Source organism: Desertivirga brevis (genome assembly GCF_017355835.1).
Window position 1 is genome coordinate 109687 of the sequence record NZ_JAFEWF010000011.1, and the last position, 25883, is coordinate 135569.

At 38.7% G+C, this 25883-nt stretch carries 22 protein-coding genes; 11 read left to right on the forward strand and 11 right to left on the reverse strand.

The window, feature by feature from the left end:
- Positions 1–116: 116 nt before the first annotated feature.
- The 4 genes from J4N25_RS22805 to J4N25_RS22820 form a co-directional block, all read right to left on the reverse strand.
- Positions 117–476 (reverse strand): hypothetical protein, encoded by a 360-nt coding sequence (locus J4N25_RS22805; protein ID WP_207424123.1) that lies wholly within the window; start codon positions 474–476, stop codon positions 117–119.
- Between the two features lie 88 nt (positions 477–564).
- A complete protein-coding gene (locus tag J4N25_RS22810) occupies positions 565–1185 on the reverse strand; it encodes a hypothetical protein (RefSeq protein WP_207424124.1) in 621 nt (206 codons plus the stop codon).
- A 49-nt stretch (positions 1186–1234) separates the two neighbouring features.
- Complete coding sequence (locus J4N25_RS22815; RefSeq protein WP_207424125.1) at positions 1235–1819, reverse strand: hypothetical protein; 585 nt, start codon at positions 1817–1819, stop codon at positions 1235–1237.
- Between the two features lie 126 nt (positions 1820–1945).
- Positions 1946–2563 (reverse strand): recombinase family protein, encoded by a 618-nt coding sequence (locus tag J4N25_RS22820; protein WP_207424126.1) that lies wholly within the window; start codon positions 2561–2563, stop codon positions 1946–1948.
- Positions 2564–2593: 30 nt separating this feature from the next.
- On the opposite strand from J4N25_RS22820, the gene J4N25_RS22825 reads away from it, so the two are divergent.
- Positions 2594–2746 (forward strand): hypothetical protein, encoded by a 153-nt coding sequence (locus tag J4N25_RS22825; protein WP_207424127.1) that lies wholly within the window; start codon positions 2594–2596, stop codon positions 2744–2746.
- Between the two features lie 26 nt (positions 2747–2772).
- Here the strand turns inward: J4N25_RS22825 and J4N25_RS22830 are convergent, their stop codons facing one another.
- Together J4N25_RS22830 and J4N25_RS22835 are read right to left on the reverse strand one after the other, a co-directional pair.
- Positions 2773–2976 carry a helix-turn-helix domain-containing protein gene (locus J4N25_RS22830; RefSeq protein WP_207424128.1) on the reverse strand — a complete coding sequence of 68 codons (204 nt, stop codon included), beginning with the start codon at positions 2974–2976 and terminating at the stop codon, positions 2773–2775.
- A 1-nt stretch (position 2977) separates the two neighbouring features.
- Entirely contained in the window at positions 2978–3514 is a 537-nt protein-coding gene (locus J4N25_RS22835) for a hypothetical protein (protein ID WP_207424129.1), read from the reverse strand.
- 501 nt (positions 3515–4015) lie between these two features.
- Between J4N25_RS22835 and J4N25_RS22840 the strand changes: the two genes are divergently transcribed.
- The 4 genes from J4N25_RS22840 to J4N25_RS22855 all read left to right on the forward strand — a co-directional run bounded on the left by J4N25_RS22840 (position 4016) and on the right by J4N25_RS22855 (position 13174).
- On the forward strand, positions 4016–5062 hold the full coding sequence (locus J4N25_RS22840) for a hypothetical protein (RefSeq protein WP_207424130.1): 1047 nt from the start codon (positions 4016–4018) through the stop codon (positions 5060–5062).
- 350 nt (positions 5063–5412) lie between these two features.
- Entirely contained in the window at positions 5413–8157 is a 2745-nt protein-coding gene (locus tag J4N25_RS22845) for a response regulator (protein WP_207424131.1), read from the forward strand.
- A gap of 212 nt (positions 8158–8369) precedes the next feature.
- Positions 8370–9635 (forward strand): PAS domain S-box protein, encoded by a 1266-nt coding sequence (locus J4N25_RS22850; protein ID WP_207424132.1) that lies wholly within the window; start codon positions 8370–8372, stop codon positions 9633–9635.
- A gap of 1121 nt (positions 9636–10756) precedes the next feature.
- Positions 10757–13174 carry an ATP-binding protein gene (locus tag J4N25_RS22855; RefSeq protein WP_207424133.1) on the forward strand — a complete coding sequence of 806 codons (2418 nt, stop codon included), beginning with the start codon at positions 10757–10759 and terminating at the stop codon, positions 13172–13174.
- A gap of 106 nt (positions 13175–13280) precedes the next feature.
- On the opposite strand, the gene J4N25_RS22860 is transcribed toward J4N25_RS22855, so the two are convergent.
- Positions 13281–13817 (reverse strand): GAF domain-containing protein, encoded by a 537-nt coding sequence (locus tag J4N25_RS22860; protein ID WP_207424134.1) that lies wholly within the window; start codon positions 13815–13817, stop codon positions 13281–13283.
- 222 nt (positions 13818–14039) lie between these two features.
- Between J4N25_RS22860 and J4N25_RS22865 the strand changes: the two genes are divergently transcribed.
- The 4 genes from J4N25_RS22865 (at position 14040) to J4N25_RS22880 (ending at position 17524) form a co-directional block, all read left to right on the forward strand.
- A complete protein-coding gene (locus J4N25_RS22865) occupies positions 14040–14654 on the forward strand; it encodes a cysteine hydrolase family protein (RefSeq protein WP_207424135.1) in 615 nt (204 codons plus the stop codon).
- Between the two features lie 83 nt (positions 14655–14737).
- On the forward strand, positions 14738–14968 hold the full coding sequence (locus J4N25_RS22870; RefSeq protein ID WP_207424136.1) for a hypothetical protein: 231 nt from the start codon (positions 14738–14740) through the stop codon (positions 14966–14968).
- 294 nt (positions 14969–15262) lie between these two features.
- Positions 15263–16696, forward strand: a complete 1434-nt coding sequence (locus tag J4N25_RS22875) for a sensor histidine kinase (protein ID WP_207424138.1) — start codon at positions 15263–15265, stop codon at positions 16694–16696.
- Positions 16697–17134: 438 nt separating this feature from the next.
- Positions 17135–17524 (forward strand): response regulator, encoded by a 390-nt coding sequence (locus J4N25_RS22880; protein WP_207424140.1) that lies wholly within the window; start codon positions 17135–17137, stop codon positions 17522–17524.
- Positions 17525–17578: 54 nt separating this feature from the next.
- Here the strand turns inward: J4N25_RS22880 and J4N25_RS22885 are convergent, their stop codons facing one another.
- Positions 17579–18016 carry a hypothetical protein gene (locus J4N25_RS22885; RefSeq protein ID WP_207424142.1) on the reverse strand — a complete coding sequence of 146 codons (438 nt, stop codon included), beginning with the start codon at positions 18014–18016 and terminating at the stop codon, positions 17579–17581.
- A gap of 207 nt (positions 18017–18223) precedes the next feature.
- Here J4N25_RS22885 and J4N25_RS22890 point away from each other — a divergent pair, with 207 nt between their 5' ends.
- Positions 18224–20617, forward strand: a complete 2394-nt coding sequence (locus J4N25_RS22890) for a PAS domain-containing sensor histidine kinase (protein ID WP_207424144.1) — start codon at positions 18224–18226, stop codon at positions 20615–20617.
- A 218-nt stretch (positions 20618–20835) separates the two neighbouring features.
- On the opposite strand, the gene J4N25_RS22895 is transcribed toward J4N25_RS22890, so the two are convergent.
- Entirely contained in the window at positions 20836–21156 is a 321-nt protein-coding gene (locus J4N25_RS22895; protein WP_207424288.1) for an SPW repeat domain-containing protein, read from the reverse strand.
- Between J4N25_RS22895 and J4N25_RS27205 the strand changes: the two genes are divergently transcribed.
- The gene (locus J4N25_RS27205; protein WP_207424146.1) at positions 21110–21250 is read left to right on the forward strand and encodes a hypothetical protein; all 141 of its coding nucleotides are present in this window, start codon (positions 21110–21112) and stop codon (positions 21248–21250) included. The two genes, J4N25_RS22895 and J4N25_RS27205, sit on opposite strands and share 47 nt — an antisense overlap.
- Positions 21251–21704: 454 nt before the next feature.
- Here J4N25_RS27205 and J4N25_RS22905 read toward each other — a convergent pair whose 3' ends face one another.
- Both J4N25_RS22905 and J4N25_RS22910 read right to left on the reverse strand, forming a co-directional pair.
- Positions 21705–24737 (reverse strand): amidohydrolase family protein, encoded by a 3033-nt coding sequence (locus tag J4N25_RS22905; RefSeq protein WP_207424148.1) that lies wholly within the window; start codon positions 24735–24737, stop codon positions 21705–21707.
- Entirely contained in the window at positions 24718–25878 is a 1161-nt protein-coding gene (locus J4N25_RS22910; protein ID WP_207424150.1) for a cysteine desulfurase family protein, read from the reverse strand. The genes J4N25_RS22905 and J4N25_RS22910 overlap by 20 nt, the downstream gene beginning before the upstream one ends.
- Between the last annotated feature and the right edge of the window lie 5 nt (positions 25879–25883).

The following is a 25883-nucleotide window of genomic DNA, read 5'->3' on the forward strand; positions in this document are numbered from 1 at the left end:
CTAAGCAGCATATGAAGATATGGTTATTGTAAACCAAGAATCTGATGTACGCCGACCTACTGTTCCAGAATGTAATCGTTTTCTGAGATAACCTTAATTTGTTTAAGCGCTTTAATTTAATCATATAAGTAAAACACCCGATTCCCATTCAAGATAGCAGAGTTACAAATGTCTTTTATAACGTTATATGCATTTAAAGCAACAGAGGGGATAGCCGCTTCTACCTCTACTAGCTGGTCGTAAAATTCTTGTAATCGTGGACACTCCTTTATTGTATCCTCAAAAGGAGTAGTATGATATTTATAGATAAAGCTATCTGGGTGGGATGTCGGATTGAAAGGAATTAATTCCATTATCGAGTCAAAGTACCCGTTCCACATCTCCACCTCACAAATTACCTCATCAGTCACTGTTTTCTCCCACCAAAAAACTTCTCTTTCCCCCTCAAAACCACTGTATAAATCTATTCTTTTCATCGTTGATTCCTATCGTTTTTTGAGTCATTGAGTGAGGTTCTAATGGTTGTCCAATATGTGTAATAAGTCCTGTTTATAATCATAGCTTCTAATGGCTATTTACCCAGTAGTAGTAATCAAACGAAGTTCGCTCAATATCTTCTTTAAGTCGCTCAATAAAGTGGGGAGAAATTATATTCAATTCAAAAACTTGTCGTTCATCGAAATACCCGGTGTCAAAATACTCTTTAGCTTTTGATAAAAGTGGATGATTCATTTGTTTTGCTTTTGAAACTTGAGCATCCTTATCTTCGTCGAAAAAATAACTAACTAACAAAATCCAATTCACTACATCTAGCAACTCAGATCGCGTAAAAATATAGCTCTCTCCATCCTCTGAAATTGGAATTTTAGGTTCATTATCATAGTCAAAATTGCGATTTAAATCATCGGCCAGTAGACCAACTACCTGTCCCAAGTACCTATGACTGAAATGAAAGACTTCAGCATCAGTAAATTCTAAGGTAAATTTCTCCCAGTCGTATACATAATTATTGTCGATAAGATAACTTGCCAGGTTTTCCAGATCACCAATAGAGATTCCTTTTTTGAACCGTCGACAAAGAGTTGAATGTTTTGCATGATCTACCCATAACTTAATAAGTTGATTTCTCAGCTTAGTTTTAAAACTTGAATGGTCTATACCATAAATAGTGAAATGATGTGACATGCTGGGGGGGAAGTGCTATTAGCGTTTTACGAAGAAAAGATCAGTGGCGTTATTTTCTTCCATCCCCCTCAAAATCTTTAAGTTTTATCTTACACATTTCGCCTGTATGCACATGGTGCCAGACTATTCCTTCAATGCCAGTGCCATTTCCAAACTTAGTCTTCTGTTCTGGTAACCACTTTTTTAAAGCTTCAAATTCAGTTGGTACGTTCTCATATTTGACCTTTTCGCGCCATTCTGGTAAAGAGAAAATAAATAAAGTATGCCCGATAAGATTCAACGAATTCCCTTGAATTTTTTCTCCTAGTGCTTCTGCGCTCCATTCCCCATCGGGAACACCAGAAAAATCTGTGTTTTTTACAGCTTCAAAAATATAAGCATCTGCTCTGTCTCTCTCATCAGCATCAACGTACCAAGGATCTACAATTCCTTTTGCCTTTTGGATCTTGTCAGGATTTCTACGTTTCTCAACTCGGACAACAGTATGATTCCTAACGGTGACACGTACGTTCGTTCCATCCAGTTTTTCGGTGGCTATAGCATTGTTAAAATCGAAATGTTCAACAACTAATTTTTCATTTACCTTTCGGTCTGTCTCCCAATTCCTATCGAAGATTGTAGGTATTTTTTCCATCTTAAAATAATGTGATATCGTTCCGGTTACTTCTCTTTATCAAATCAAATATAGTTTAAGTACTGTATTCGAGGAACTTCTAATAAAGTTTTAAATTTTAGATTCTCTTTTTGCAAGCGCACCTTTTCATTTATCTTTCCTATCACCTGCACCATTCTTCACCCAACCATTTACCTCCACGCCAGCATACCTTAAGTATCGGTACAAGGTTGTCTTACTTCCAATATTCAACATCTTACAGATTTCGGCAGTAGAAAGGTTTGTGGTGTTATAAAGAGTGGCAGCTGTGCCAGCTAATTTCTTTGCATCTTCTGTCAGACCTTTAGGTCGGCCACCAACTCTGCCTCTGGCTTTTGCAGAAGCCAGGCCTGCCTTCGTCCGTTCCCTAATAATCTCTCTTTCGTTTTCGGCAAAAATGGAACTTAACATATACCAGATTCTGCCCATAGAGGTGGAAGTATCAATACCTTCAACGATACTTTTAAATTCTATACCCTTTTCCCGGAACTCCACCATCAATTTTATCAATTCCAGAGTAGTTCTTCCTAGCCGGTCAATTCTCCAAACGGTAACAGTATCACCTTTGCGTAGACCCTCAATCATTTTTAAATATTGAGGTCGCTCTTTTTCAGCTCCGGAAATCTTCTCTTTAAAGATCTGTTCGCATCCTGCTTTCTTCAAAGCTTCCACCTGGAGATCTAAATTCTGCTCGTTCTTCGATACCCTTACATATCCTATTTGCATTGTACACTTTAACGTTTCTATTGCAATATAATGGAATTTGTTTTTGTATACGATATTAATGAACTAGTAATAAAATTAAAAGAGACGGAAAAGGACGGCAGTCAAAGAGTCCATTTTATCGTTCGTTTTGGTGGACAGGCTACTTTCCAATTCGATATTAGGGGAAAGCATCTAAGCACTTAGAAAAGTAACTTATTATAGACCACTTATTATTCTGTAAATTCTAGGATATCACCGGGTTGGCAATCCAATGCCTTACATATACCTGCTAACGTATCAAATCGTACACCCTTTGCTTTGCCTGTTTTTAAAATTGAAAGATTGACGGTTGTTACACCTACTTTTTTAGACAGGTCATTTAATGACATTTTTTTTTTAGCCATTATAACATCTAAATTAACTACAATCCCCATCTTAAATAATTGAGTCGTTTTCTATTTTCAACTCCAACGCTTCGATGACAAACTGTTTAACCGCCCATATAACTACTGCCAAAAGTATTAACAGTGATTGTGGTTCCTGAAAGACAAGTAATTTGGTAACAGTGCGAAACGCGAGATTAAGAGCTCCCTCCATGGTATTCCAGTGATTTAGGTGTACTTCCTTAAAATTGCTGCTTACGGAAAGGATAGATTGTAGAACTGCAAATAAAATACATGCACCAATTATCAAGTTAAAAACCCTCAAAGCTGAAGTGTCAAAAAATCTCACCTTTTGATAACGAATAAAAAGACCAATCAAATTATACCCAACAACAAGGAATATTATGTTTGATGCAATTTGAACAGGGAACCAGATGACGGGTAATTGATGATCGGGAACTGTACCTACTGATCCCGACATTATAAATGGCACAAACCATCTAATATGAAAAATTAAAGCTAAAAGTGAGTAGCCAATAATACTAGCAAGGCTTAGTTTTACAAGCAACAATGTAGATGACTTTTTCATGTTTTCTGCGATTTTGATATACAATACTCTGAATAAATTTAAAATAAAACAAGTAAAATTTATCGTTTTATTTTAAATAATAGCAGTCTACGTTCGTTTCTTCATTGCATTTGTTTACTAGCCGTTAGGTTCACTTTCAAAAAGATGTCTTATTAATCCTCACTTAAAGTCCATTTTAACGGTCATTTTTCGGTACCACCTCCTCCTTCCTGTACCTTTTGATTCAAAATGAACCATACGATCGTTTTAATTCTCTGGTTTATTTGCTTCAAAGGGATTCGTATTTGTCTCGTAGGTCTTGTTTGATCATTTTAGCTATAGCAGATGGTCTTTCTGCCTGTATGCGTAATTAGTACTCTTTGTAACATCTGCGATTAAAATTGGTTGAACAAGCGGAGTTAGTTCTGCTCAATGAGTTTTATATCGTTGAATGATCTTCTGAAACCAATACATCATTAGAACGTATGCTAATTTGAGGAATTAGCAAGCTCACAGATCTTCATGCCAGTAGTTGAAATATGTAATGGCCAAAATATAATTGATATCATTTTTGATGATTTTGCAAGTTGCCTTGTAGTTAAGAGGGCACTCGTTGTAAACTGGCCCGATTGCCGGGGAAGCATTGGAGAATATTATGCGATTTCTTCTTTTAGTACCCAAGAGCGGAATAATTTTACAGGAACGCTTAACGAAGCATTGATTGAGGGTACTGATCAGGAGCAGATCGAAGCCGTGAAAAGCTTTTTAGAACTCTTTGCTAATGGGAAGTATTCGGTGGATAAGCTTACTCTTCAAATTGATAAGACGAGCTTTCTGGCAAACAACTCTACTACTTACGCGGAAGGCACACCACGGAACGAAAGGTTCTCCAATGCCTTTTTTCCTTGTCATTGGATCGATAACTCAAAGCATTATATATTCAGCATCACCAATGAAAAAATTGACAGGAATCGGGTGAATTTTTATTGTGATCTTATTGCCAAAGGAAAAAAACCCTCTATCCTTACATCTATGGTATATAATGAGTTGACAGGGAATTATAGTTGTTCTTACGTCTTGGATGGTCACCATAAAATAGAAGCATACCTTCGAATGAAGGAGAATATTCCTGCGATCTCTATTATAAAGTCGGAGGAGTGCACCAAGAAAACGGGCACTCTGTTACAACTTGTAAAGCCGATTTTACAAGACTTTGAATATAAGCATCTTTTTGAAAATAGCGATGAGAACTTGATGGACGTCGACTTCGTCAATAATTTAGAGTTAACTATATACCTGGACGAGCTACTCCTAAGGTCTGAAAAGATCGATCTAGCTGTCATTGGAATATTGAAGAAGTTTTCTGATTCGAAAAACAACAATGACCTTGAGTGGCTAGATGCCAGAATAGGTACATTAAAGGAAAACGACCATTTAAATACATTTGAAGGCTTAGGGATTTATGAACAATCTAAGGATATGAAGCGTGGCAACTTTTGGCTTGGAAAAAGACTTAAATCAAAATTTGAATTGGATCTTTGGATTAAAAAAACGCTATATGGGCATTGAAGCCGGAAGAATCCTGATTTATGACTATCCCCAAAATTGAAGAAAAATTATTGTGAAGATCTTAGGGTAGTACCTTATTTAATATAAATGATTTTGATTTTTTATAAGCTAAAGTATTATTAAAATACTTAAAAAAAAATTGAAACTGAAGGAATCTATGGAGATCTTTGAAGTTTAGATGCGCTTATATAGAATCGTATTCAGAGTTGTCGAGTCCATTTTAACGGTCGTTATTTAATAAGGATTTTGATACGGATGATATCAGTGCCTAGTTTCATCTGAGGTACTGGTTTTATTACACTAAGAAGCACACTTGGCAACTTTTTTTCGACTACGCCGTACACTAATCCATGCATTTAGAAAGGGTAAAGGAGCATCCAAAATATAAAAGCATTCCTGAAAAGTATAAAAATTTGTTTGTAGAGATCCTTGAGGATTATAACGATTTCTACGTCCAGAGTTCAGGATTAGCAGATCCGGATGTTATAGAGAGAAGGCTTGCAGCAATTCTAGGTAGTCTTAGACCTGACATTATAAAACCTAATGATTCCGGTACAGAAAATTTGAATAACGCTCCGGAACTCTTAACGCTGTTAGAACGAGAGGTCAATTCCATTAAACTTCAATTGAATGAGCTTGAAAAAGAGGCGAAGCACCGGGATGCGATGCTTTCTATCGCCAAGGCTGGAAGTTGGGAAGTAATGTTATCAGGCGACGTTTATAGCAATCAAAATTATTGGTCCGAGGAGCTTTTTCGAATATTAGGAATAGAACCAGGAAGCGTCGACCTAAATTATGATACTTATCTTAGTTTCATTCACCCCGAAGATATTTTATATTTTGAAACGGAAGTTCACCGCGCAATAGAGCTAAGAGGCCGTTATGATATTGAGTATCGGATTGTCTTGAAAAATGGATCACTGAAGTATGTAAGAGATATTGGAGAGGTAGTTGTAGATAGCGTTTCCGGCAGGGCTCCCAAGTTTGTTGGAATAACTTTCGATATTACTGAATTTAAGACAGCTCAATTTGAGGTTAAGAGAAGTGAGATCAAGTATAAATCTCTATTCGAAAACAACCCTGATATGGTTTACTATCAAAACAGGGATGGATATATCACTGATATCAACAATTCTGTCAAAACTCTATATGGTCTTCCCCCGGAAGCTGTTATTAATAAGCATTATTCATTCTTTGTTGAACCAGATAAAGTAGAAGCGTCTGAAAAACAATTACAAATTACCCTAAGGGGGCAACCGGTAACTTTTGAACAAGAACTCTTTATTCCTTCTTTAAGTAAAAGATGCTTCATTCATGTATCTAAAATTCCTGTTATTGTTGATGGAGAGGTCATTGGGATCCATAACATATCTAAAGACATTACAGATCTAAAATTAAGTTTGGAAAGGGTACAGGTGCAAACAGAAGAGCTTCAGGCAATTAATGAGGAACTGCAGGCACAATCCGAGGAGTTGACTGTTCAAACAGAGAATTTAAACGAACTAAACAGAGCCCTTTACGAAGAAAGGGCAAAGGCAGATAAAGCAAATCAGGCAAAAAGCTCGTTCCTGGCAACGATGAGTCATGAAATTCGTACGCCAATGAATGGGGTAATTGGTATGGCTAAGCTTTTAACCTCAACGTCTTTAAATAGCGAGCAGGAGGAATATGTAGATATAATAAGCAAAAGCGGAGATGCATTACTATCATTAATTAACGATATTCTGGATTATTCTAAGATAGAAGCTGGTCATCTCGAGTTAGAGCACCACGATTTTAATCTGACTGAATGCATTGAATCAGTAATGGATGTCTTTGCTGTCAAAGCTGCAGATAAAGGTCTAGACTTGATTTATACCACTGATCCCGCAATCAATTCCAATATCATGGGAGACAGTCATCGTTTGCGCCAGGTCTTGATTAATTTAATAAATAACGCAATTAAGTTTACTGTTTCGGGAGAGGTGTTGGTGAAAGTAGGCCTGGAACAATCTAAAGGGAAAGGGCTTTTTCTTAATTTCAACGTGATTGATACAGGGATTGGAATCCCCGAAAATAAAATTTCCCGTCTTTTCAAAGCATTTTCCCAGGTAGATTCATCAACAACCAGAAAATATGGAGGGACAGGTCTTGGCCTAGTTATATCAGAACGGCTTGTTAATCTAATGGGAGGAAAAATAGAAGTAAACAGCATTGTGGGTGCTGGAAGTACTTTTTCATTCGATATTCCATATCAGCCGTCAGAAAGCATAAAAAGTAATATGCGGATCCTTTCAGAGGATATTAAGAACAAAAGAATACTTATTGTTAATGATAATCGGAACTATCTTGATATTTTAAAAGCCCAGCTAGAGCATTGGGGATTGGTTGCAATATGCAAAGAAACACCTAAAGAAGCGCTTGAAATCGTCTCGCAAAACACCCGTTTCGACCTTATTTTTACAGATAAAGTGCTTCCGGAAATGGATGGAGTGGAACTGGCAGAAGCGATTAAGAAGATCCAGCCGTATGTTCCTATCGTTCTTTTTAGCACCGTAGGAGATGTGACCCGAACGAAGTTTTCGCATTTATTTTCCTCCGTACTAACGAAGCCGGTCAAGGAAAATTTGCTGTACAATACTATTCAGACTGAACTTAATAAAAGCAAAACTGGTTTAAAGGGACCAGATATACCAAATATTTCAAATGTTCCTACCCCTTTCTCCGAAGATTTTGCTGAAATCTATCCTCAGAGAATATTGGTAGCAGAGGATAACCTGATTAATCAGAAGCTAATATCAAGAGTTCTAAATAAGTTAGGCTATTCCCTTGATATGGCAAATAACGGAGTCGAAGCAGTTAACATTCTTAAGCTAAAAGAATATGATCTAGTTTTGATGGATGTATTGATGCCTGATATGGACGGATTGGAGGCAACTAAAGTGATCCGGTCAATGAAACTTGAACAACCACGGATTGTAGCTATGACTGCTAATGCCTCGGCTGAGGACCGGGAAGAATGTTTAAATGCTGGAATGGACGATTTTGCAACAAAACCTTTAAAACTCGAAGACCTTAAAGCGATATTGAAGCAGACCTTACTGCATAAAGTCTAATAAGAAATTTTTATCCTAAAAAACAAGTCATTGATCAAGCTTTTTTTTCGATTATTATTCTGCCCCCTGGGCTTCCATAAATGGAAATACCGATACGATGGCGAGAGAAAAAAATGTAGCTTCTGTAGAAAACGGATCGATATAATTCCTCTGAAACAAATTAACAAGAGTTCTGGTGCTATCGATTGAAGAAAGTAAAACTATCTTATTATATGAATAATGGTATTTATAAGCCTGTTTTTGGTTATTTGCTATTTGGAATACTCTGGATTATTCTAAGCGACCGGATAGTACATGTTTTTAATGAGAAGATAGATGAAGCGTTTTTTCAAACGGCTAAGGGAGCTTTGTTCGTTTTGACGAGTAGCGCACTGCTTTTTGTATTGCTAGCCATTCACAAGAAGAAGCTTTGCATTTCAGAGGAACAGTATAGGTACTTATTTTTCTCCAATCCAAATCCTATGTGGATTTATGACCTTGGTACTCTTAATTTTTTAGAATGCAACGATGCCGCAGTTCGGCAGTATGGATATAGTCAGGAGGAATTTAAAAAGATGACCATTTTAGACATCCGACCAGCCGAAGACTGGGAAAAAGTGCGTGAAACAACTAAGAGGATGCCCGAAACTTTCCATGTCTCAGGAGATTGGTGTCACATAAAGAAAAATGGGAAAAGAATTATTGTTTCTATTAAGTCACATAAAATTAAGTTTAATGGAATTGAAGCTGTTATGGTTATGGCACAAGATATTACTGTTCGGGCTAAGTATGAAGAAACAATAAAAGAAGCATATCAAATAGAAAAAAAGCTAAAAGAGGAACTCCAGCAACATATCTTACTGATTAAACAGGCTGGTTTAGAGAATCAGAAATTAGCAGAAATAGTAGATAGGATAAATAATATTGTCATAATAACGGACCCCTATGGGGTTGTTACTTGGGTAAACAAAGCGTTTGTGAAAATCACAGGTTACACCTATGAAGAGGCCATTGGCAATACACTTCATTTTCTACAAGGACCGAAAACGGAACTTGGAATCCAAAAAAAAATAATGGAATCGCTTGAAAAGAACCGCTTTGAAGATTTTGAGGTCCTGAATTACACTAAAGATGGACACGAATATTGGGTTAGCCTCAACATCTCCCCGGTACTTGACGAGCACAGCAGGTTGGAAAGGTACATTTCTGTTCAAAGTGTTATCACTGAAAGAAAAAAGCGAGAAGAACAAATAAGAGATTATAATGAAGCGATAAAAAAATTAGCTTGGACGAATTCTCATGAAGTTAGACGGCCTGTAGCTTCTATACTAAGCCTGGTAGATATTGCTAATTCAACGGATGAACTACAGGAGATAAAGGAATTACAATCCCTCATTGGAAAATGCACTGCTGATTTGGACGAACTAATAAAGGAAATGGCTTTAGAAATTTCAAGATATGAAGTTCGCTTGTCTGAATCTACTATAACAGACCCTTAATACTTCTGCTGAATTAGTAGAAGTTATCGATACTATTACATATTAGAACAGCTTTAATAGTAAAGTAGCATGTATTTTCTTCCCCATATTGGGTAAAAGGCAAAATAGGAGTTCTCAACTCTAAAGATGGATGAGTTGTAGCTGCTAATAGAGAAGCTTTCATTTTGCGAGTTGTTATACCAAGCAAGTTAGATTTATGGAAAAGCTGATTCCTTTTGGTATAATTTTGGCATTCGTATATACATTCTACATTTTACCTATGAAAAAGAAGGAACTGGTCTTAATCGGTTCCTTTTAATTTTCCATTTAAATCATCTGCACACTTCAAATACTAAGACCACTTATTCTAGTCCTGTTATCATTACCGAAAAGGATCATTTAAATAGCGGAGAGCTTACAGCTTCTAATCCCGACAGACAATTAAGGTAAAGTCAGAAGAATGAAAGAGTCTGATACATTAGGCATACCTGCATTATTGAACTTATCATTAGTTTAAAAATGGGCTGGAATACTCCAGCCCTACATCTACCTAAAAACAATATTGCCTGGAAAGCAATGCTGCTAGTACTTCAAATCAACTTTTAAGGTTACATTTTTCCTGCTTATTTGTAAGAAAAGAATTGATTCTGCATAATTCTGGAAATCAAATAGTAAGGATGTACAATAACGATTGTATCAGGGGAGAATATCAAAATGGATATATTTCCTAAAGCCCGGTCTTTAAGTAGCTTCTGAACTTGGACCTACTCCAAATTTTTGGCAATTAAAAACTTTCTTAATAAAACCATAACACCAAACTTATCTATTCCTGGAAATCATATTTATAAAATTAGGGAATTATTAAAAACAATATAAAACACCACCGCTTTAATAATCAATTTTCTAAGGGTAAAGTAAATAGAAAAAGGGAGTTGTTCCCATAACACTCCCTTTTTGATATAACCAGCAAGGGAGGTTTGGGATTTTATATTCCTTTTGCTATTCTCAATTATCCTTACAGCACTTAATCAAATCTCCTTTTCTCTTAATGCATTATTCAGTTATACGAGGTTCAAACAAGTTTTGGCTTAAATGATGATTTCTAAACTAACAAAGCTACTTTTACCCCTACTGGATAAGGATTGAGTACAATAGAAATGGATTCGAGGTTAAATAGGATAAGACAATTGGAAGACGAGCACGGATTTGGACTAGTTGGGACATACCTACTGGACTATAAGAAAAAAATAGTATATGCGGATAAAACACTAAGTACGATGTACGGATTGGCGTTTGATGAAGCAGGTATTCCACTAGCCGACTTCTTAAAAAACATCGATGAAGAGGACCTTCAACGTGCCAATCAGTTAAGAGAGGCTCAAATAAATAAAAGTGAGCCCTACCAAATTGAATACAGGGTTAGAATTTCACCTGAGAAAACGAAGTGGGTTTTAGCAAGAGCAAAGGCGAAGATGGTGGATGGTGAACTTTTTTATGAGGGTATAGTAGTTGACGTAACTTCAGGCAAAGAGGCTGACATTGCACTTCAAACGCAAAATAAACTGATTAAGACAATCACCGACAATGCGACCTCTGCTTTGTTTATGATGAACGACAAAGGATATTGTACTTTTATGAATCCAGCTGCCGAAACTATGTTTGGGTATTCCTTAACGGAGATTAAAAGTAAACCTCTGCACTATTTAATTCACCATCATTATCCGGATGGCCGGGAGTTTCCAATGGAAGAATGCCCCCTTGATAGGGCTTTACCTCAAAACTTTGAAATGCGTGCGCACGAAGATCTTTTTTTTCGTAAAGACGGAACTTCTCTCCCTGTGCTCTGCGCTGCCAGCCCGATCTTCGAAGATGGAATTCCAGTAGCAACAGTGATCGAAGTCCGGGATATTTCAGAGCAGAAGAAAGCAAATATGCTCCTTCAGGCTCATGCAGAACGCCTTGAAATCTTAAACTCGATAGGTTTATCAATTTCAGGTAGTTTAGAATTGCAGGAAATACTACAAAAGGTTACCGATGCAGTAACTAAGCTGACAGGTGCCAATTTTGGGGCTTTCTTCTATAATACGATTAATGCATCTGGCGAGGCTTTTTTGCTATATACATTGTCGGGAGCCCCGAGAGAGGCCTTTGAAAAGTTTGGCACACCGCGCAATACTGCTGTTTTTCATCCCACTTTTGCCGGCGACGGCGTAGTCAGGGTAGCTGATATCACTAAGGATCCACGCTATGGCAAAAATGCGCCGAATAATGGAATGCCTAAAGGGCATCTTCCGGTTGTTAGCTATCTGGCTGTACCGGTAATTTCTAAGTCCGGTAAAGTTATTGGAGGACTATTTTTGGGCCATAAGGATGCAGATGTATTTACCGCAGAACACGAGAATTTAGTCCTGGGGCTTGCTTCGCAAGCGGCAATAGCCCTGGATAATGCAAAATTATACGAAGAGGTAAAAGAACTTAGTTTAAAAAAAGATGAGTTTTTGTCTATCGCCAGTCATGAACTTAAAACTCCCCTTACGAGTATAAAAGCCTTCAACCAGTTGATGCAGCGCACGAAAGACTCCACAAAGTTGCCGGATTTTGTTCAAAAGTCTGCCGAGCATATTTGCAGATTGGAGAAGCTTATTAATGACCTTTTGGATGTTAGTAAGATCAATGCCGGAAAGATGCAATATAGTATGGAGCAATTCAACTTTAGGCAGATTATTACAGATTGTGTGGAGAGTGTTCAGCACCTTGCTCCCTCTCATAAAATTTCTGTTGAAAATGTTGTTGACGTTCTATATACGGGCGATCGTTTGAGGCTGGAACAGGTATTAAATAACTTTTTGACCAATGCGATTAAATACTCTCCTGGTGGGGAAAGGGTATTAGTTAACAGCACATTACAAGGTAATAATCTCATAGTTTCGGTACAGGATTTTGGTATCGGAATTCCTCAGGACCATCTGGATAAATTATTTGACAGATACTACAGGGTAGATAACACCTCAATGCGGTTTGAAGGCTTGGGATTAGGTTTATTTATATCATCTGAAATATTGAAGCGCCATGGTGGCGACTTTTGGATTGAAAGTGAACAGGGGAAAGGCTCAACCTTCTTTTTCAGGCTGCCACTTGAAAGGCAGGGGGAAGCGGAGGTAACAGAGACAGAGATCTCTTATAAAGATTCTTCTATTACCATTCTATATAACCAGCAGGACGATCGAATTGAAGTGGATTGGAAAGGCTTTCAAAATTTTTCTTCGGTCCAGAACGGCTGTATGAAAATGTTGGAAATATTAAAAAAGAATAAGTGTTATAAAGTAATTAATGATAACAGAAATGTTCAGGGAACCTGGTCAGAAGCAGCAGAATGGGTAGGTCGGGAATGGTTTCCTATGATGGAAGAGGCTGGTCTCCGTTACTTTGCATGGATCTTCTCTCCCAGCACTTTCAGCCAATTATCCGCTAAAAAGAGCGTAGATATAAAAGAGGGTAGGGTGATCACCGAATTTTTTACAGATATCAGTTTGGCTGAGAAATGGTTGGACGGGAAATGAGCATATTCCACTTTGACCTAAAAGAGAAAAACCTTTGTTTTTCTCTTTTAGTAAACATACAAATTTTAGATGCGAGCTAGTCGGTTAGAGGGAAATATGTCCCTGGCTATATTTGTGCTTTTTCGTATGATTCAATTTCCTCTATTCGTCGTTCAAGCTCTCTTGTAACATTACTGGCAAGCCATTCCAATCTCTTATACTCGTCACCCCGAAACTTACGAGGCCTTGTATCGATTACACAAAATGCTCCAATCTTATATCCTTCTTTTGACAATATAGGTGCAGCAGCATAAAACCGCAGTCCGAATGCCCCGGTTACGAAAGGGTGAGCAAGCAAGCACTGGGCCTGACTCGCATCTTCAAAAATTGTAGTATCATCGTTTAATATGGCAAGGGAGCAAACACTCAACTCGCGTGGGACTTCCGCTCCAGCCTGGCCTCTCTTATCTGCTTTGGTCCATACCCGGTTGCTATCAACAAAATTTATCAGGGCAATGGGAGTATTGAATATGGTTGCTGCAAGAGCAGCCATATTACCAAATACCTGATCGTGCCCGGTATCAAGGATTTTATACTTATAAAGGCTTTCAAGACGCTTGCTTTCATTAGGCGGGATAATATCCAAGTCAAAAAACTTCATCATTACTTATGTGTGTGTAGGTGGTTTATAAAATGGTCCTTTACTACTTAAAAACGTTAATTGTTGGCAAATTGTTCTACTAAATACGCTCTGGAAAATATCATGACGATTAACCATAAGAATATCAGAGATCTTTACCCATGTAGCAAAATCCTCAATAGCTTCGTAAGGGTATCTAACATTCGGTAAGAGAAAAAAGTACTATTAAGAATAAAACATCATAATATGGAAAGGGGGATTTCAAAGTTTTTGAAACCAGCACTAATTTTAATTGATATTCAAAAAGCGTTTGACAATTTAAACTATTGGGGAGGACAAAGAAACAACCCCAATGCCGAAAATAATGCTAGTAAACTTTTGAAGTTCTGGAGGGACAGCAATCTTCCAATTTTTCACATCAAGCACTGTTCTTCAAATCCAGTGTCATTGCTTCATGAGTCTAACGAAGGAAATGAATTTAAAGAAATTGTCGAGCCAATTAAAGGCGAAAGAATAATTAAAAAAAGTGTTAATAGTGCTTTTATTAATACGGACTTAAAAGAACTACTGGACTGGGAGAAAATCACTCAGCTTGTAATCGTAGGACTAACCACAGACCATTGTGTATCCACAACTGTTAGAATGGCGGGCAATTACGGCTATGAAACGTACTTAGTTTCGGATGCAACTGCAACATTTAACAAAAAAGGCTTGGGTGGTCAGAACTTTTCTGCAGAATTGATACATGAAACAGCCCTGGCCAGTTTAAAGGATGAATTTGCGACTGTTATTTCCACTGACTTAATAACCAGCCAATATACTAAGGGTGAGGGCACTCTGAATTCTATATATCTAAAATGAAAGTCACGCATTAACATTATTTATTTGAAAAACAGGGAATGAATCAAACCAAACATCAATAATTAAATAACAATATATCTTTAATGATGATAGCAAACACACCACAACCTCCTTACTGTGCTGTAATATTTAGCTCAATTAGAACAGAAGTAAATGATGGTTATTCTGAAATGGCTGATTTAATGGTAGAATTAGCCCGTGAGCAAGAAGGGTTTATCGGGGTTGAAAGCGCAAGAAATGAACTTGAATTACTGTTTCTTACTGGAAAGATTTGGATTCGATTAGAAAATGGAAACAGAATTCGGGCCATCTGATTGCGCAAAATAAAGGAAGATCTGATTGGTATAAACATTATAAAACGAGAATAGCCAAAGTTGAAAGGGACTATGGTTTTGATAAATAAATCAGAAATGCATGGTATGTAAGATGAATGTTAATAGAGCATCCCCTTTTGAAGTCTTGTGTACTAATTCAATTACCTGAAATTAAGGTAGTTTTGTAGCTGTTAGCTGACTTGCAGGTATTTTCTCTGTAAGCTTTCTTATTTTTGCGAGTGACCCATTCAAACACCGATTCATTTTATACCAGTAAAGAATTTCATACTTTTTTTGAAAATTCACCGCGTTCGTTGGTACTCAAAGGCCGATGCGCCTCGTTTTACCATTTTGGCGGTCAGTGATACTTACTTAAACCTCGTACACAATCAACGCCGAGAAATATTGGGTAAAGGCCTTTTTGAGGCGTTCCCTGGAAGCGAGGGTGATCCGTCGGAGCAGAATAGCGTTCAAAGTTCATTTATGCGAGTCATCACAACAAGGGAGCCCGACGAGCTACCCATATTCAAATATGAAATAGTTGTCGACAATACCGGTAAGAAAGAAACACACTACTGGACAAACTTAAATGAACCGATTTTAGATGAGGAAGGTAACGTGGCCTACCTCATTAACACCACTACAAACATCACGGGCCGTATCAGGTTGGAGCAGGCTGTGGAAGAGAGCGAAGCCCGCTTTCGTATCATGGCCGAAGGAACCAATATCTTTATAGCCATGGTCGACCAGGAAAGCAATGCTATTTATTTCAACCGGGCATGGAGCAGATTAACCGGCCGGTCCGTTGAAGATTTGATGGCTTACGGTTGGGTAGACCTGCTACACCCTGAAGATAAAGAGCGGTACCTTAAAATTTACCTGGATGCATTCAAGGTAAAAGGTCCGTTTCATGGCGACTTTCGCATATTGAATAAAGATGGAGAGTACCGGTGTTTATTAGCTGATGGTTCAGCACGCTGGCATACCGACGGTTCATTTGCGGGATACGTCGGTGCATCTATTGATATTACCGAGCAAAAGCAAAGCGAGCAGCGCAAAAATGACTTTATCTCGATGGTTAGCCATGAGCTGAAAACGCCACTAACTTCCATGAAGAGCTTTGTTCAGGTATTACAGAGAAAAGCTCAAAAAGACGGGGATGAGCTAACGGTATCGATGCTGGATAAAGCTGACAAACAAGTTAGCCGAATGACCAGGCTAATCAACGGCTTCCTAAACCTATCACGACTGGAATCAGCCGGGATCTTTATTGATTGCAAACATGTGGATCTGGCTGAATTGATTAAAGAAGCGAAGGAAGATGCCTTAGCTCATATCAGTAGCCACCAGGTAGTTTTTGCGCCTGTTGAACCCACTATAGTAAATGCTGACCCAGATAAGATCGCCCAGGTGATACAAAACTTAATTAGTAATGCGGCCAAATACTCTACACCGGGTAGCACTATACAGGTTGCATGTGTAGCGCAGGACGGAAAGGCGGTTATCAGTGTGAAGGATGAAGGTCAGGGTATCTGCAAAGAGGACTTACCTAAACTGTTTGAGCGCTATTACCGGGTTGAAAATAACGAAAACAGGCACATTGCAGGCTTCGGTATAGGCCTTTACTTATGTTGTGAAATTATCAAGCGACACGAAGGGAATATATGGGCGGAAAGTGAGTTAGGCAATGGAAGCACATTTTATTTTTCCATTCCTATAGTGTATTAATGGGTAGGCTGGGACTGCATTTAAGTGGATTCATACTTTTTCTTTCATAAAAACTGCAGCCACTTTAATAATTATAAATTCTGCTAAAAATTTAAAAGTCCATTTTAACGGTCGTTAAAGAGTAATGCATTAGCGAAATGGACGCAAAAATGGTTTAGTTCCTTAGGCGCGACAAAAAAATAAAGCCCTGTAGCTATGAGAGCAGCAGGGCAACCTAAACCTTATCACAATTATTTGTGGAGACTAATATCAGAAAATATTAATTGAAAAGGAAGTGCTTCACCTCTATTTATCTAAACGAAACCTTTCTCTAATCAAACTAAAACTTCTTTCACTTCAACTCGTACAACTAACCTTAACTACCAATAGCAGTTGGGTGGTCGTCTACTACCTCCAATTAAAGCGTGGAAAATTTTACTTACATTTATCACTTCAAGAATGGCAGAACTAATCCTTATAGATGATGATCCTACTCATCATTATTTAGCAGAAGTATTGATAAAACATCATAAGACATTTAGAAAATTTAAGAGCTATATCGATCCTAAGACAGCTCTACTTGATTTAGTGGATGCTTACTACGAAGCTAAGAATCTGCCTGATATAATTTTACTGGATTTGAATATGCCAGGGGTAAGTGGATGGGATTTTTTAGAGATGTTTGAAAACCTAAGAGCATTAGTTAATAAAGACATCAGAGTTTTTATCATTACCTCCTCTATTGACCCAAACGATCAGGCTAAATCACAACGTTATTCGGCAGTAAAAGGATTTTATTCGAAACCTCTATCTAACGAAATATTAAAGGCTGTTGTAAACAAGACATGATTCATTACATTAGTTCTGTCTAATTAAATAACTCTACCAATAGGTTTCTGGGAATCAACTACTTGGAAGAGAAATTCTATTGAGAAGTTCTTCCTCATAAAGTAATACAGCTTTTTCTAAAAAGTTAAGGGTCATTTCCAGATAATTGAAGTCAAAGGTGAATACATGTTTATGCGGAAATGCATTAAACCACCCTATTAAAAACTCTCGGTTAGACTCAAAGAAGTTGATGGCATAAGGTAACTTAAAGACAGACTTTTCATATTTTGCTAGCATAAATGGCTCTTTGTCATCATACTCGCCACGCTCAGAACGAGCTATAAGTATTATTAGTTTTAAATACACAAAAGCGAGTTCCTCGTAATAAAATAAATATGTACTTGTGCCAATATCATCAATAAGTAGATGATGGGAAACTTGCAATCGCGTAGTAAGGCTAATCCCTTTCCGGCATTGGTTCAAGTACTGATGATAGATTTCATTGCTCTGCATTACTCTTTTTATTATTTGCCGTCTCAGACATCTTACGAGAACAACAAGGAAAAGTTAGTTAATTGCAGTAAACATACTTATGGTATGATTACACCAGGTCGTCTATAAGCGTTATATTATACTTTTCATTTAATTGTACTCCTCACAAGAAAAAGTAATACTGTCTCCTCAATATCATTTACTTCGTACCTTAGAGGCGATCGATTTATGGATACTATTCTTGCCGACCCGCTTTTTCAAGCTCTTTTTAATTCACCAGTTCCGCGTATTATCGTCGAAGCTAATGCCCCAGCTTTTACCATAGTTACTAATAATAATGCCCATGCTATAGCAACTAACCTGGTTGGAAAGAATATCAGGGGAAAATCTGTATGGGAAATATTTGATCCGGCCGAAGCTGGCGGAGACGGAGGGGACCTATTACTAAATGCTTTACAAGAGGCTCAAAAAAGTAATAAAACGGTCTTAATGCCCCCTTTTAGGTACGACATGTTGGCCCTGGGAGAGGAAGGAATGGAGGAGAAATGGTGGCAACTTGAAATAATGCCGGTAGGGGGAGATAAAAATAAACCGCGCTTTCTGCTAACAACAACGCATGAGATTACCACTCAGGTTCTAAAAGAGCGTGAAATTGAAAATGGACGCATTAGGGAGCGGGAGTTATTCGAGCAACTTGCCTTGCAGAATGAGGAGTTAGTAAAATCCCGGGCAGATCTGCAGCAACTTTACTATAAGCTTGAGGAGTATGTAAATGAACGCACAGAAGAATTAGCTGCAAGTGAAGCGAAGTTTCGTGCAGTTATAGAGCAAGCGCCAGTAGCGATCACACTTTTAGAAGGAGAGGATTTGATGGTAGAGGCTGCCAATTCAGAAATTCTCCGAATATGGGGTAAAGGCGAAGAGGTGGTAGGATTACCTATTATTTATGCGCTTCCTGAAATGGAAGGCCAGCCTTATCCTGAGATCCTCCGTGATGTTTTCAAGTCGGGTGTTCCCTTTTATGGAAATGAACAAGAAGTACAGCTGTTTAGAAATGGTCAAATGGAGACCGGTTACTTCAATTTTATCAATTATCCCTTCAAAGATAAAAACGGCTCTACCCAGGCAATCATAGTAGTTGCCAGTGAAGTGACGGAGTTGGTTCAGGCAAGAAAACGCCTCCACTCACTTATCATGAATGCTCATTATCCCTTAATGATACTTCAAGGAAGGGAGTACCTGGTAGAAGTAGCAAATCAGGAAATTGCTAATTTATGGGACAAACCATTATCAAAAATTATAGGGCGAGAACTATTGGACATCCTTCCCGAAATCAAGGACCAACCCTTTCCAGCTTTATTAAATAAGGTCTTTGATACAGGTACAACCTATAGCCAGGAAGAAGAGCTCTTTTATTTAAATACTCCAGAGGGAAGGGTGTTAAAATATGTGAGCTTTTTCTACGACCCTGTTTTCGATGAAAATAATAAGGTTACGGCAATCATTGTTTCAGCAAATGATATTACAGCAAATGTAGTTGCTCGCAGGGAACTTGAAAGTGCTTATGCACAGTTACGTCTCTCGAAAAACGCTGCCGAATTAGGGACATTTGATATGGACCTGGTAAAAGGTACCATGGAATGGGATTTCCGTTGTAGGGAATTATTTGGTATTAGTCATACGAGTGAAGTAAGCTATGAAAAAGATTTCTTAGCGGGCTTACATCCAGACGATAAGGACATGATTAGAACGCTAATATCAGACTTATTAAACAAAAGGATCAATGACGGGAACTACGATGCTGAGTACCGTACCATTGGTTTTGAAGATCAAAAGATAAGGTGGGTTCGTGCGAAGGGAAAGGTGTTTTTTGATCATCATAATACCCCAATCAGGCTTATCGGATCGGTTCTTGAAATAACTGACAAGAAACAGGATGAGCAACGCAAAAGCGATTTTATAGCAATGGTCAGCCATGAGTTAAAAACCCCGTTAACCTCTTTAAAAGCTAATATTCAGCTGTTAAGTCGCCAGGCCGAACAAATTCAGAATACATTTTTTTCGAAGTCACTTAGCAATTCAGAAAAGCAAATCAACAAGATGTCAGAATTGATCTCGGGATTTCTTAACCTATCGCGTCTTGAATCCGGGAAGTTGTCGCTGGAGCTTCAGGATATTGAACTTAATGACCTTATTTATCAAGAAATGGAAGAGTGGAACACGAACTACTCTACTAGAAGGATATTTTTTAAACGTACTAAGCCTATTTGTTGCAAGGCTGATGCAAACAAAATTGGTATGGTTATTACCAATCTATTAAGTAATGCTATAAAGTATTCTCCTGATCAGACTGCTATATCCATTGAACTTAAAACTAATAACGGCTTTGCCATTATTAGTATACAAGACAAGGGGATTGGAATTGCTGAAAGTGAATTACAAAAATTATTCAATCGCTATTTCCGATCTGCCCGTGCCGATACGAAATATATATCAGGCTTTGGAATTGGGCTTTATTTATGCTATGAGATTGTCCAGTTACATGAAGGAAAAATCTGGGCTGAGAGTGAACTAGGAAAAGGATCCACTTTTTTCTTTAGTTTACCCTTAGGCCAGGTTTAGGAAAGGCCTGATCTCTCGTAAAGCGTTTGGAACTCGTAGCTGCCACTTCAAGTCCTTTCGAATATTCCTCCTATCCGTCTAAAAACCTTATTTTTTTAGATCTTTGTTCCTAACTATTTGCATTAAGAATATAATTGATATTAACATCTGAGAACCTCTTCCTCCATTTATAAAAAAAGCGAGACCAGCCCGCTTTTTTAGCAAATACTCAAGAGATACTAGTGTGCATGGCTTATATTGCCATCAATATGGTGTTTATGGGAATATTCTGAAGTTCTCTCTGTAAATAGACCTGCTCCAATTTCTAAAATACCAACAATTAAATGAGGCAAGTAAACATATTCATCAAAGTTGAAAAGCCATGGAGAAGCAGCAAGGAAGATACCCAAAATAACGTCCATTGTAAGGTGTCCGCTCATAAAAATTGCTTTTTTTCCACCCCCTTCGTAATCGGTCATAAAGGAAAGTACCAATAAGATAATACCTGATGCAATGGCTACCCGCGTCCATAAATCCTTCATTGTTGCGCTAAAAGCCATCAAACTTGTTGAAGGAAATCAGATTTTCTTAGCACAAAAAGTAATTCCGATTGGAAGATTTTATCGTGAAGCATTGCTCAAAAAACTTTTGTAGGAAGAAGGTGCTGGAACTTATAGTAGAAACATCGTAGCATTTTCTATAAGCCGTGTGCTTTCTGAGCAGCAATAAGTGAGTGGCTTAAAATATATAGCATTGTAATATGGTTCGTATAAAAATACAAAGTTTTTGAACCTACTTTTCAGTCTCTAATTCTAATGTTTTTTGTTATAGCCCAGAAAGCCGTGACTTTTTGGACTTACTCTTTCTGTCATAAAAACTGCAGCGAATTCAATAAATGATAAAATCCTGTTAAAATTTGAAAGTCCACTTTAACGGTGGTTTGTATGAACTGTTACTCAAAGATACTTAGATAGCTAAAGTGATTGTTTTTGATAGGAAACATTGTTTTATTTTGAATAAAATTATGATTAGGTAAGCTTTGGTCGTGTAGTGTTCATAATGGAAATGAAAAAAGGAACATTTAGCATCTTAAATCTCAGCATTAATCCTATTTCTCCCAATCAAATTCCTGAGGTACTCTTTTTAAAAGCTCGTCGATCTTATAGTGGACCCCATTTTTAAAAACATTCTCGATATTCCAAACCTCATCAAGGTTACTTAATGGATCGCCATTTACAACCACCAGATCAGCAACCTTTCCTTCCTCAAGACTTCCGAGATCATCCTCAATTCCTAAAGCCTGTGCTGACCACCATGTGGCAGAACGGAGAACTTCAAAAGGGGAAAACCCCGCCTCTTCCAAACTCTTCAATTCCGACTTATAGCTTATCCCATAAGGGATTATTGGAGAGTCTGTTCCCGGAGTAATTCTAACACCGGCATTGGCCAACACTCTGATAAGTTTAAGTGTATTAGTATGCAGTGAACGGATCTCCGGATTTGATTTTAGTCTTGCCTCGTTTGCTTTACGAACGTCCTTGATGAAATCCTTGCTAAATAATGTGTTAAGCACCCTGTCGTTTGCCAGAAGGCTGTCTTTCTCGAACTGCAGATAAAACCCTCCAAATAAAGCTGCTGTAGGCGTTAAGTTTATTCCCGATTTTGACAGCAGTCGAACAACATCATCATATGCCTTGTTCAGGTTAGACTGTTTAGTGGAAAAACCTCTGCGACTTGTAGCTTTGATGTGTTCTACCCCATCCACCCCGTAAGATGTTGCCGGATAAATTTCATGAGAAGTTACAGGGATTCCCTCACGATGAGCAATTTCTGTAATGTGCTTTTGAAGATCGTCTGGTAGCCGGACATAAGTTTTCACCAGATCGTATTCTAATTTCCCAACTCTTTGCAGCTCCAGTTCCAGGTGCTGATCAGTAGAGATGCTATTAGCCATACCATAGAAAACACGCTTCCCGTCAAGCATTGCACCTGTGAAAAACTCTCTTGGCCCTGGTCGCTTTCCACTAGCCCAGGCCTCTTTGCGCTCGAGCGCGTCGTAGGGGTCCGTACCTGTTTCCCGCACAGAAGTAATTCCGTAAGCAAGCCAGTTCCTTCCATGAACCTCTCCTACTCCTGCAGTTTGATGCGTGTGCATTTCTATTAATCCCGGAATCACTGTCTTCTTTGATGCATCAATTACCTTCCCCGATGGATGAGCCGAATGGGGCTTAATACTTTCTATCCTGTTGCCATTTAAAGTAATATCGACATCCTTAAGGTAAATGGAAGATTTCCCGTCAAACACCTTTCCTGCATGGATCACAACTCTAGCTTCAGGCTTTTGATTGGTATAGGAAAGATTCAAAGGGATATCTTCAATATGACCGCTTTCGACATTCACCTTTTTCAACACCCCGGTGGCTAGGAAAACGATTGTTTTTGAATCTCCCGTCCAGCTTGGTGAATCGGCAAGAACGGAGGTTAACCGCCTAGGTTTTCCCGTAACTCTGAAAGGATCTTCAATCTCTGCTAGCTGTAATACTCCATCCTGGATAAAGGCTAGTTTCTTTCCATTAGGAGAGCATACGGGTCCGTCTTTTCCTCTTACGGCAAGAGCCCTACTTTCAAGCGGAGAAATGTATCTATCAGCACTTCCGTCCAGAGGGATCAACAACATCTTATTTATACCCTCCCTGAACCTTCCGGAAAAACTTTCGAGGGCAGACAGGACTATGTACTTCCCGTCCGCGGACCAGCTTGGCTTACCTGGTCCAAACAGAGAACGGTGTACCTGTCTTATTTTTCCAGCTTCCAGATTAACAACCTGTACGGTAGCGGTAGCAATCCCATTAAAATTATCATTCAGCAAAAAGGCAAGTTCTTTACTATCGGGCGACCAGGACGGGGAGAGCGCATCTTTATAATAAAATGTGACTTGCCGCGAGGAGGCATCCTTTAGATTGTACACCCAAATGTTCATACTACCTGAGCGGTCTGTTACAAACGCTAAGCTATTTCCGTCAGGAGACCAGCTTACATCAATATCAGCTGCCGGGTCATCTGTAATTTTAATAGGTTTTGAACTACCCGCTCTAAGCAACCAAAGGTCACCAAGAGCTCCAAAAGCAACTGTTTGCCCATCCGGAGAAACAGCGGGACTCAAAATCCCCTTAACCTTCAAGGCTGTATTGCTATCGAAATCGCGTTTTTTTTTCACATAGCTAGTGTGTGTTTTCACTAACAGATCTGCCTTAAAGGGAATAAGGGCTGCTGGTGAAGCTTCGAGTGATCTTCTTTTGATCTTTCCATCAGAAGTATATAGATAGGCGCTTGAATCAAAAAACGACGCCCTGAAAGGAAAAACATCTTCGCTCTCCTCACTTAGCGTTTGTAATTCCCCGCTCTGTAAGTCGACTTTCTTTAGTAAGCTTTGACTGATACTGAGGAGATTAAACAGAACAGAGCTGCCGTCCGGAGAAAAAACAGGTGCAGCGTAAAATCCCTTCGACGCCGTGAGCGGCCGCTCTTCTCCATCCTCCCAAATATAAAGCCCCTTTTCCTTTCGGTCTGATACAAATACGAAATGGCAACCATTTGGAGATAAAGCGGGACTGTAATCGTCTGCCTTATCACTGGTTAACTGCTTCAACTTCGACCCTGATACTTCCAGCTCCCAGATGTCATAATTTCCAGCTCTGTCTGAAGAGAAAATAATTCGTTCTCCGTTTGCCGACCATTGGGGTTCTCGATCATCGAAATCTCCAAAAGTTAGTTGTTTAAGCCCCGAACCATCAGCGTTTATCGTCCATAAATGGTAAGTGCCATCCCGGTAAGACTGAAAAACTATTTGTTTTCCGTTAGGCGCCCATGATGGTTGCCGGTCGTCTCCTAATCCATCTGTTATAGCCTTTGCCTCCCCTCCAATTGCCGGTAAAATAAATAAGGTTCCCTGGAGGTCAATAACCATTTGTTTTTTATCAGGTGAGAGATCGAGAGAAAAGTTCGTGCCTTGGGTAACACTTACTGTGCTAAAGTTGGTTTTTCGTGTTTGAGCGGATACAAGATTAAAGGCCAGCGAAAAAACCAGGGTATAAAGTGTTTTCAATATCCAACTATAGTTGTTACCTCCGCGCTGCTGCATATTCTCCTTTCGTTTTAAGTTCCCCCTCGTAAATTTTTTCCAGAACGGAAACCAAATAGTCGATTTCTACTACAGTGTTGTATTTCGAGAACGAAATTCTAAAGGTTTTTCCTGAACTGACTCCTAGTTCGGCAAGGACATAGGACGTTGCCGAACCGCTTGTACAGGCACTTCCTGCAGAAATAAAAATGCCACGATTGTCAAGGGCAGCTAGTATGTCGAATGAGGAATGTGGTAAACTGAAATTCAGGATGGAGTCTAAACTTGACTGTTCATCTGCAGAGTTGCCGTTGAATCTCACCTTTGGAAATGCTCTGCTTAATTCTTTGATTGTATAATCCTTTAATATCCGAAAATGAGCTGCACTTTTTCCTCTTTCACGATAAGAGATCTCCAGTGCTTTTGCCAAACCAACAATGCCTGCTGTGTTTTCAGTACCCGCCCGTTGCCTGCTTTCCTGCGCTCCTCCATATACAAAAGGATCAATACCTAAGCGCTTATTTTTGTAAAGGAAGCCTGCCCCTTTCGGCCCATGAAATTTGTGTGCCGAGGCGACCAGAAAATTGCAGTTGAGTTCTTTCACATCAAGTATTTTATGGCCGATCGTTTGTACCGTATCAGAATGAAAAATGGCATCGAAATCATGGCAAAGAGATGCTATTTCCTGTATAGGATTAAGATTCCCGATCTCATTATTGCCATGCATAATTGAAACGAATGCTGGCTCTGACCCCATCAGCAAACTTTGCAGGTGCTCCAGACTTATACTTCCTTGTTTATCATGATCAACGAAGTCGAGCTTTATTCTCCCTTGCTGCTCCAACGCCTTTAGTGGGTTCAAAACGGCATGGTGTTCAAGACGACTTGTGATGGCGTGCCGGATCTTATGACTTCGGATTGAAGAAAAGATAGCAGTATTATCGCCCTCCGTTCCTCCCGAAGTAAAAACAATTTCTGAAGGTTCAGCATTGATCAGTTCGGCAATTTTTCTGCGCGATTCTTCTACCGCCCTCCGGGCTTCCCTTCCCAAGTGGTGTGAAGAGGAAGCGTTACCGTAATTATTACGAAAATATGGAAGCATTGCATCCAGCACTTCCTGATCTATTATTGTAGTTGCAGCATTATCCAGGTAAATTCTCATATGTG

Coding starts and splice junctions, on each gene's coding strand:
- J4N25_RS22810 (WP_207424124.1), bottom strand. CDS start 1,185: ATGTCACATCATTTCACTATTTATGGTATAGACCATTCAAGTTTTAAA.
- J4N25_RS22830 (WP_207424128.1), bottom strand. CDS start 2,976: ATGGGGATTGTAGTTAATTTAGATGTTATAATGGCTAAAAAAAAAATG.
- J4N25_RS22805 (WP_207424123.1), bottom strand. CDS start 476: ATGAAAAGAATAGATTTATACAGTGGTTTTGAGGGGGAAAGAGAAGTT.
- J4N25_RS22880 (WP_207424140.1), top strand. CDS start 17,135: ATGGCAGAACTAATCCTTATAGATGATGATCCTACTCATCATTATTTA.
- J4N25_RS22835 (WP_207424129.1), bottom strand. CDS start 3,514: ATGAAAAAGTCATCTACATTGTTGCTTGTAAAACTAAGCCTTGCTAGT.
- J4N25_RS22825 (WP_207424127.1), top strand. CDS start 2,594: ATGGAATTTGTTTTTGTATACGATATTAATGAACTAGTAATAAAATTA.
- J4N25_RS22820 (WP_207424126.1), bottom strand. CDS start 2,563: ATGCAAATAGGATATGTAAGGGTATCGAAGAACGAGCAGAATTTAGAT.
- J4N25_RS22840 (WP_207424130.1), top strand. CDS start 4,016: ATGCCAGTAGTTGAAATATGTAATGGCCAAAATATAATTGATATCATT.
- J4N25_RS22895 (WP_207424288.1), bottom strand. CDS start 21,156: ATGGCTTTTAGCGCAACAATGAAGGATTTATGGACGCGGGTAGCCATT.
- J4N25_RS22890 (WP_207424144.1), top strand. CDS start 18,224: ATGGATACTATTCTTGCCGACCCGCTTTTTCAAGCTCTTTTTAATTCA.
- J4N25_RS22910 (WP_207424150.1), bottom strand. CDS start 25,878: ATGAGAATTTACCTGGATAATGCTGCAACTACAATAATAGATCAGGAA.
- J4N25_RS22815 (WP_207424125.1), bottom strand. CDS start 1,819: ATGGAAAAAATACCTACAATCTTCGATAGGAATTGGGAGACAGACCGA.
- J4N25_RS27205 (WP_207424146.1), top strand. CDS start 21,110: ATGGCTACCCGCGTCCATAAATCCTTCATTGTTGCGCTAAAAGCCATC.
- J4N25_RS22860 (WP_207424134.1), bottom strand. CDS start 13,817: ATGATGAAGTTTTTTGACTTGGATATTATCCCGCCTAATGAAAGCAAG.
- J4N25_RS22865 (WP_207424135.1), top strand. CDS start 14,040: ATGGAAAGGGGGATTTCAAAGTTTTTGAAACCAGCACTAATTTTAATT.
- J4N25_RS22845 (WP_207424131.1), top strand. CDS start 5,413: ATGCATTTAGAAAGGGTAAAGGAGCATCCAAAATATAAAAGCATTCCT.
- J4N25_RS22905 (WP_207424148.1), bottom strand. CDS start 24,737: ATGCAGCAGCGCGGAGGTAACAACTATAGTTGGATATTGAAAACACTT.
- J4N25_RS22870 (WP_207424136.1), top strand. CDS start 14,738: ATGATGATAGCAAACACACCACAACCTCCTTACTGTGCTGTAATATTT.
- J4N25_RS22850 (WP_207424132.1), top strand. CDS start 8,370: ATGAATAATGGTATTTATAAGCCTGTTTTTGGTTATTTGCTATTTGGA.
- J4N25_RS22885 (WP_207424142.1), bottom strand. CDS start 18,016: ATGCAGAGCAATGAAATCTATCATCAGTACTTGAACCAATGCCGGAAA.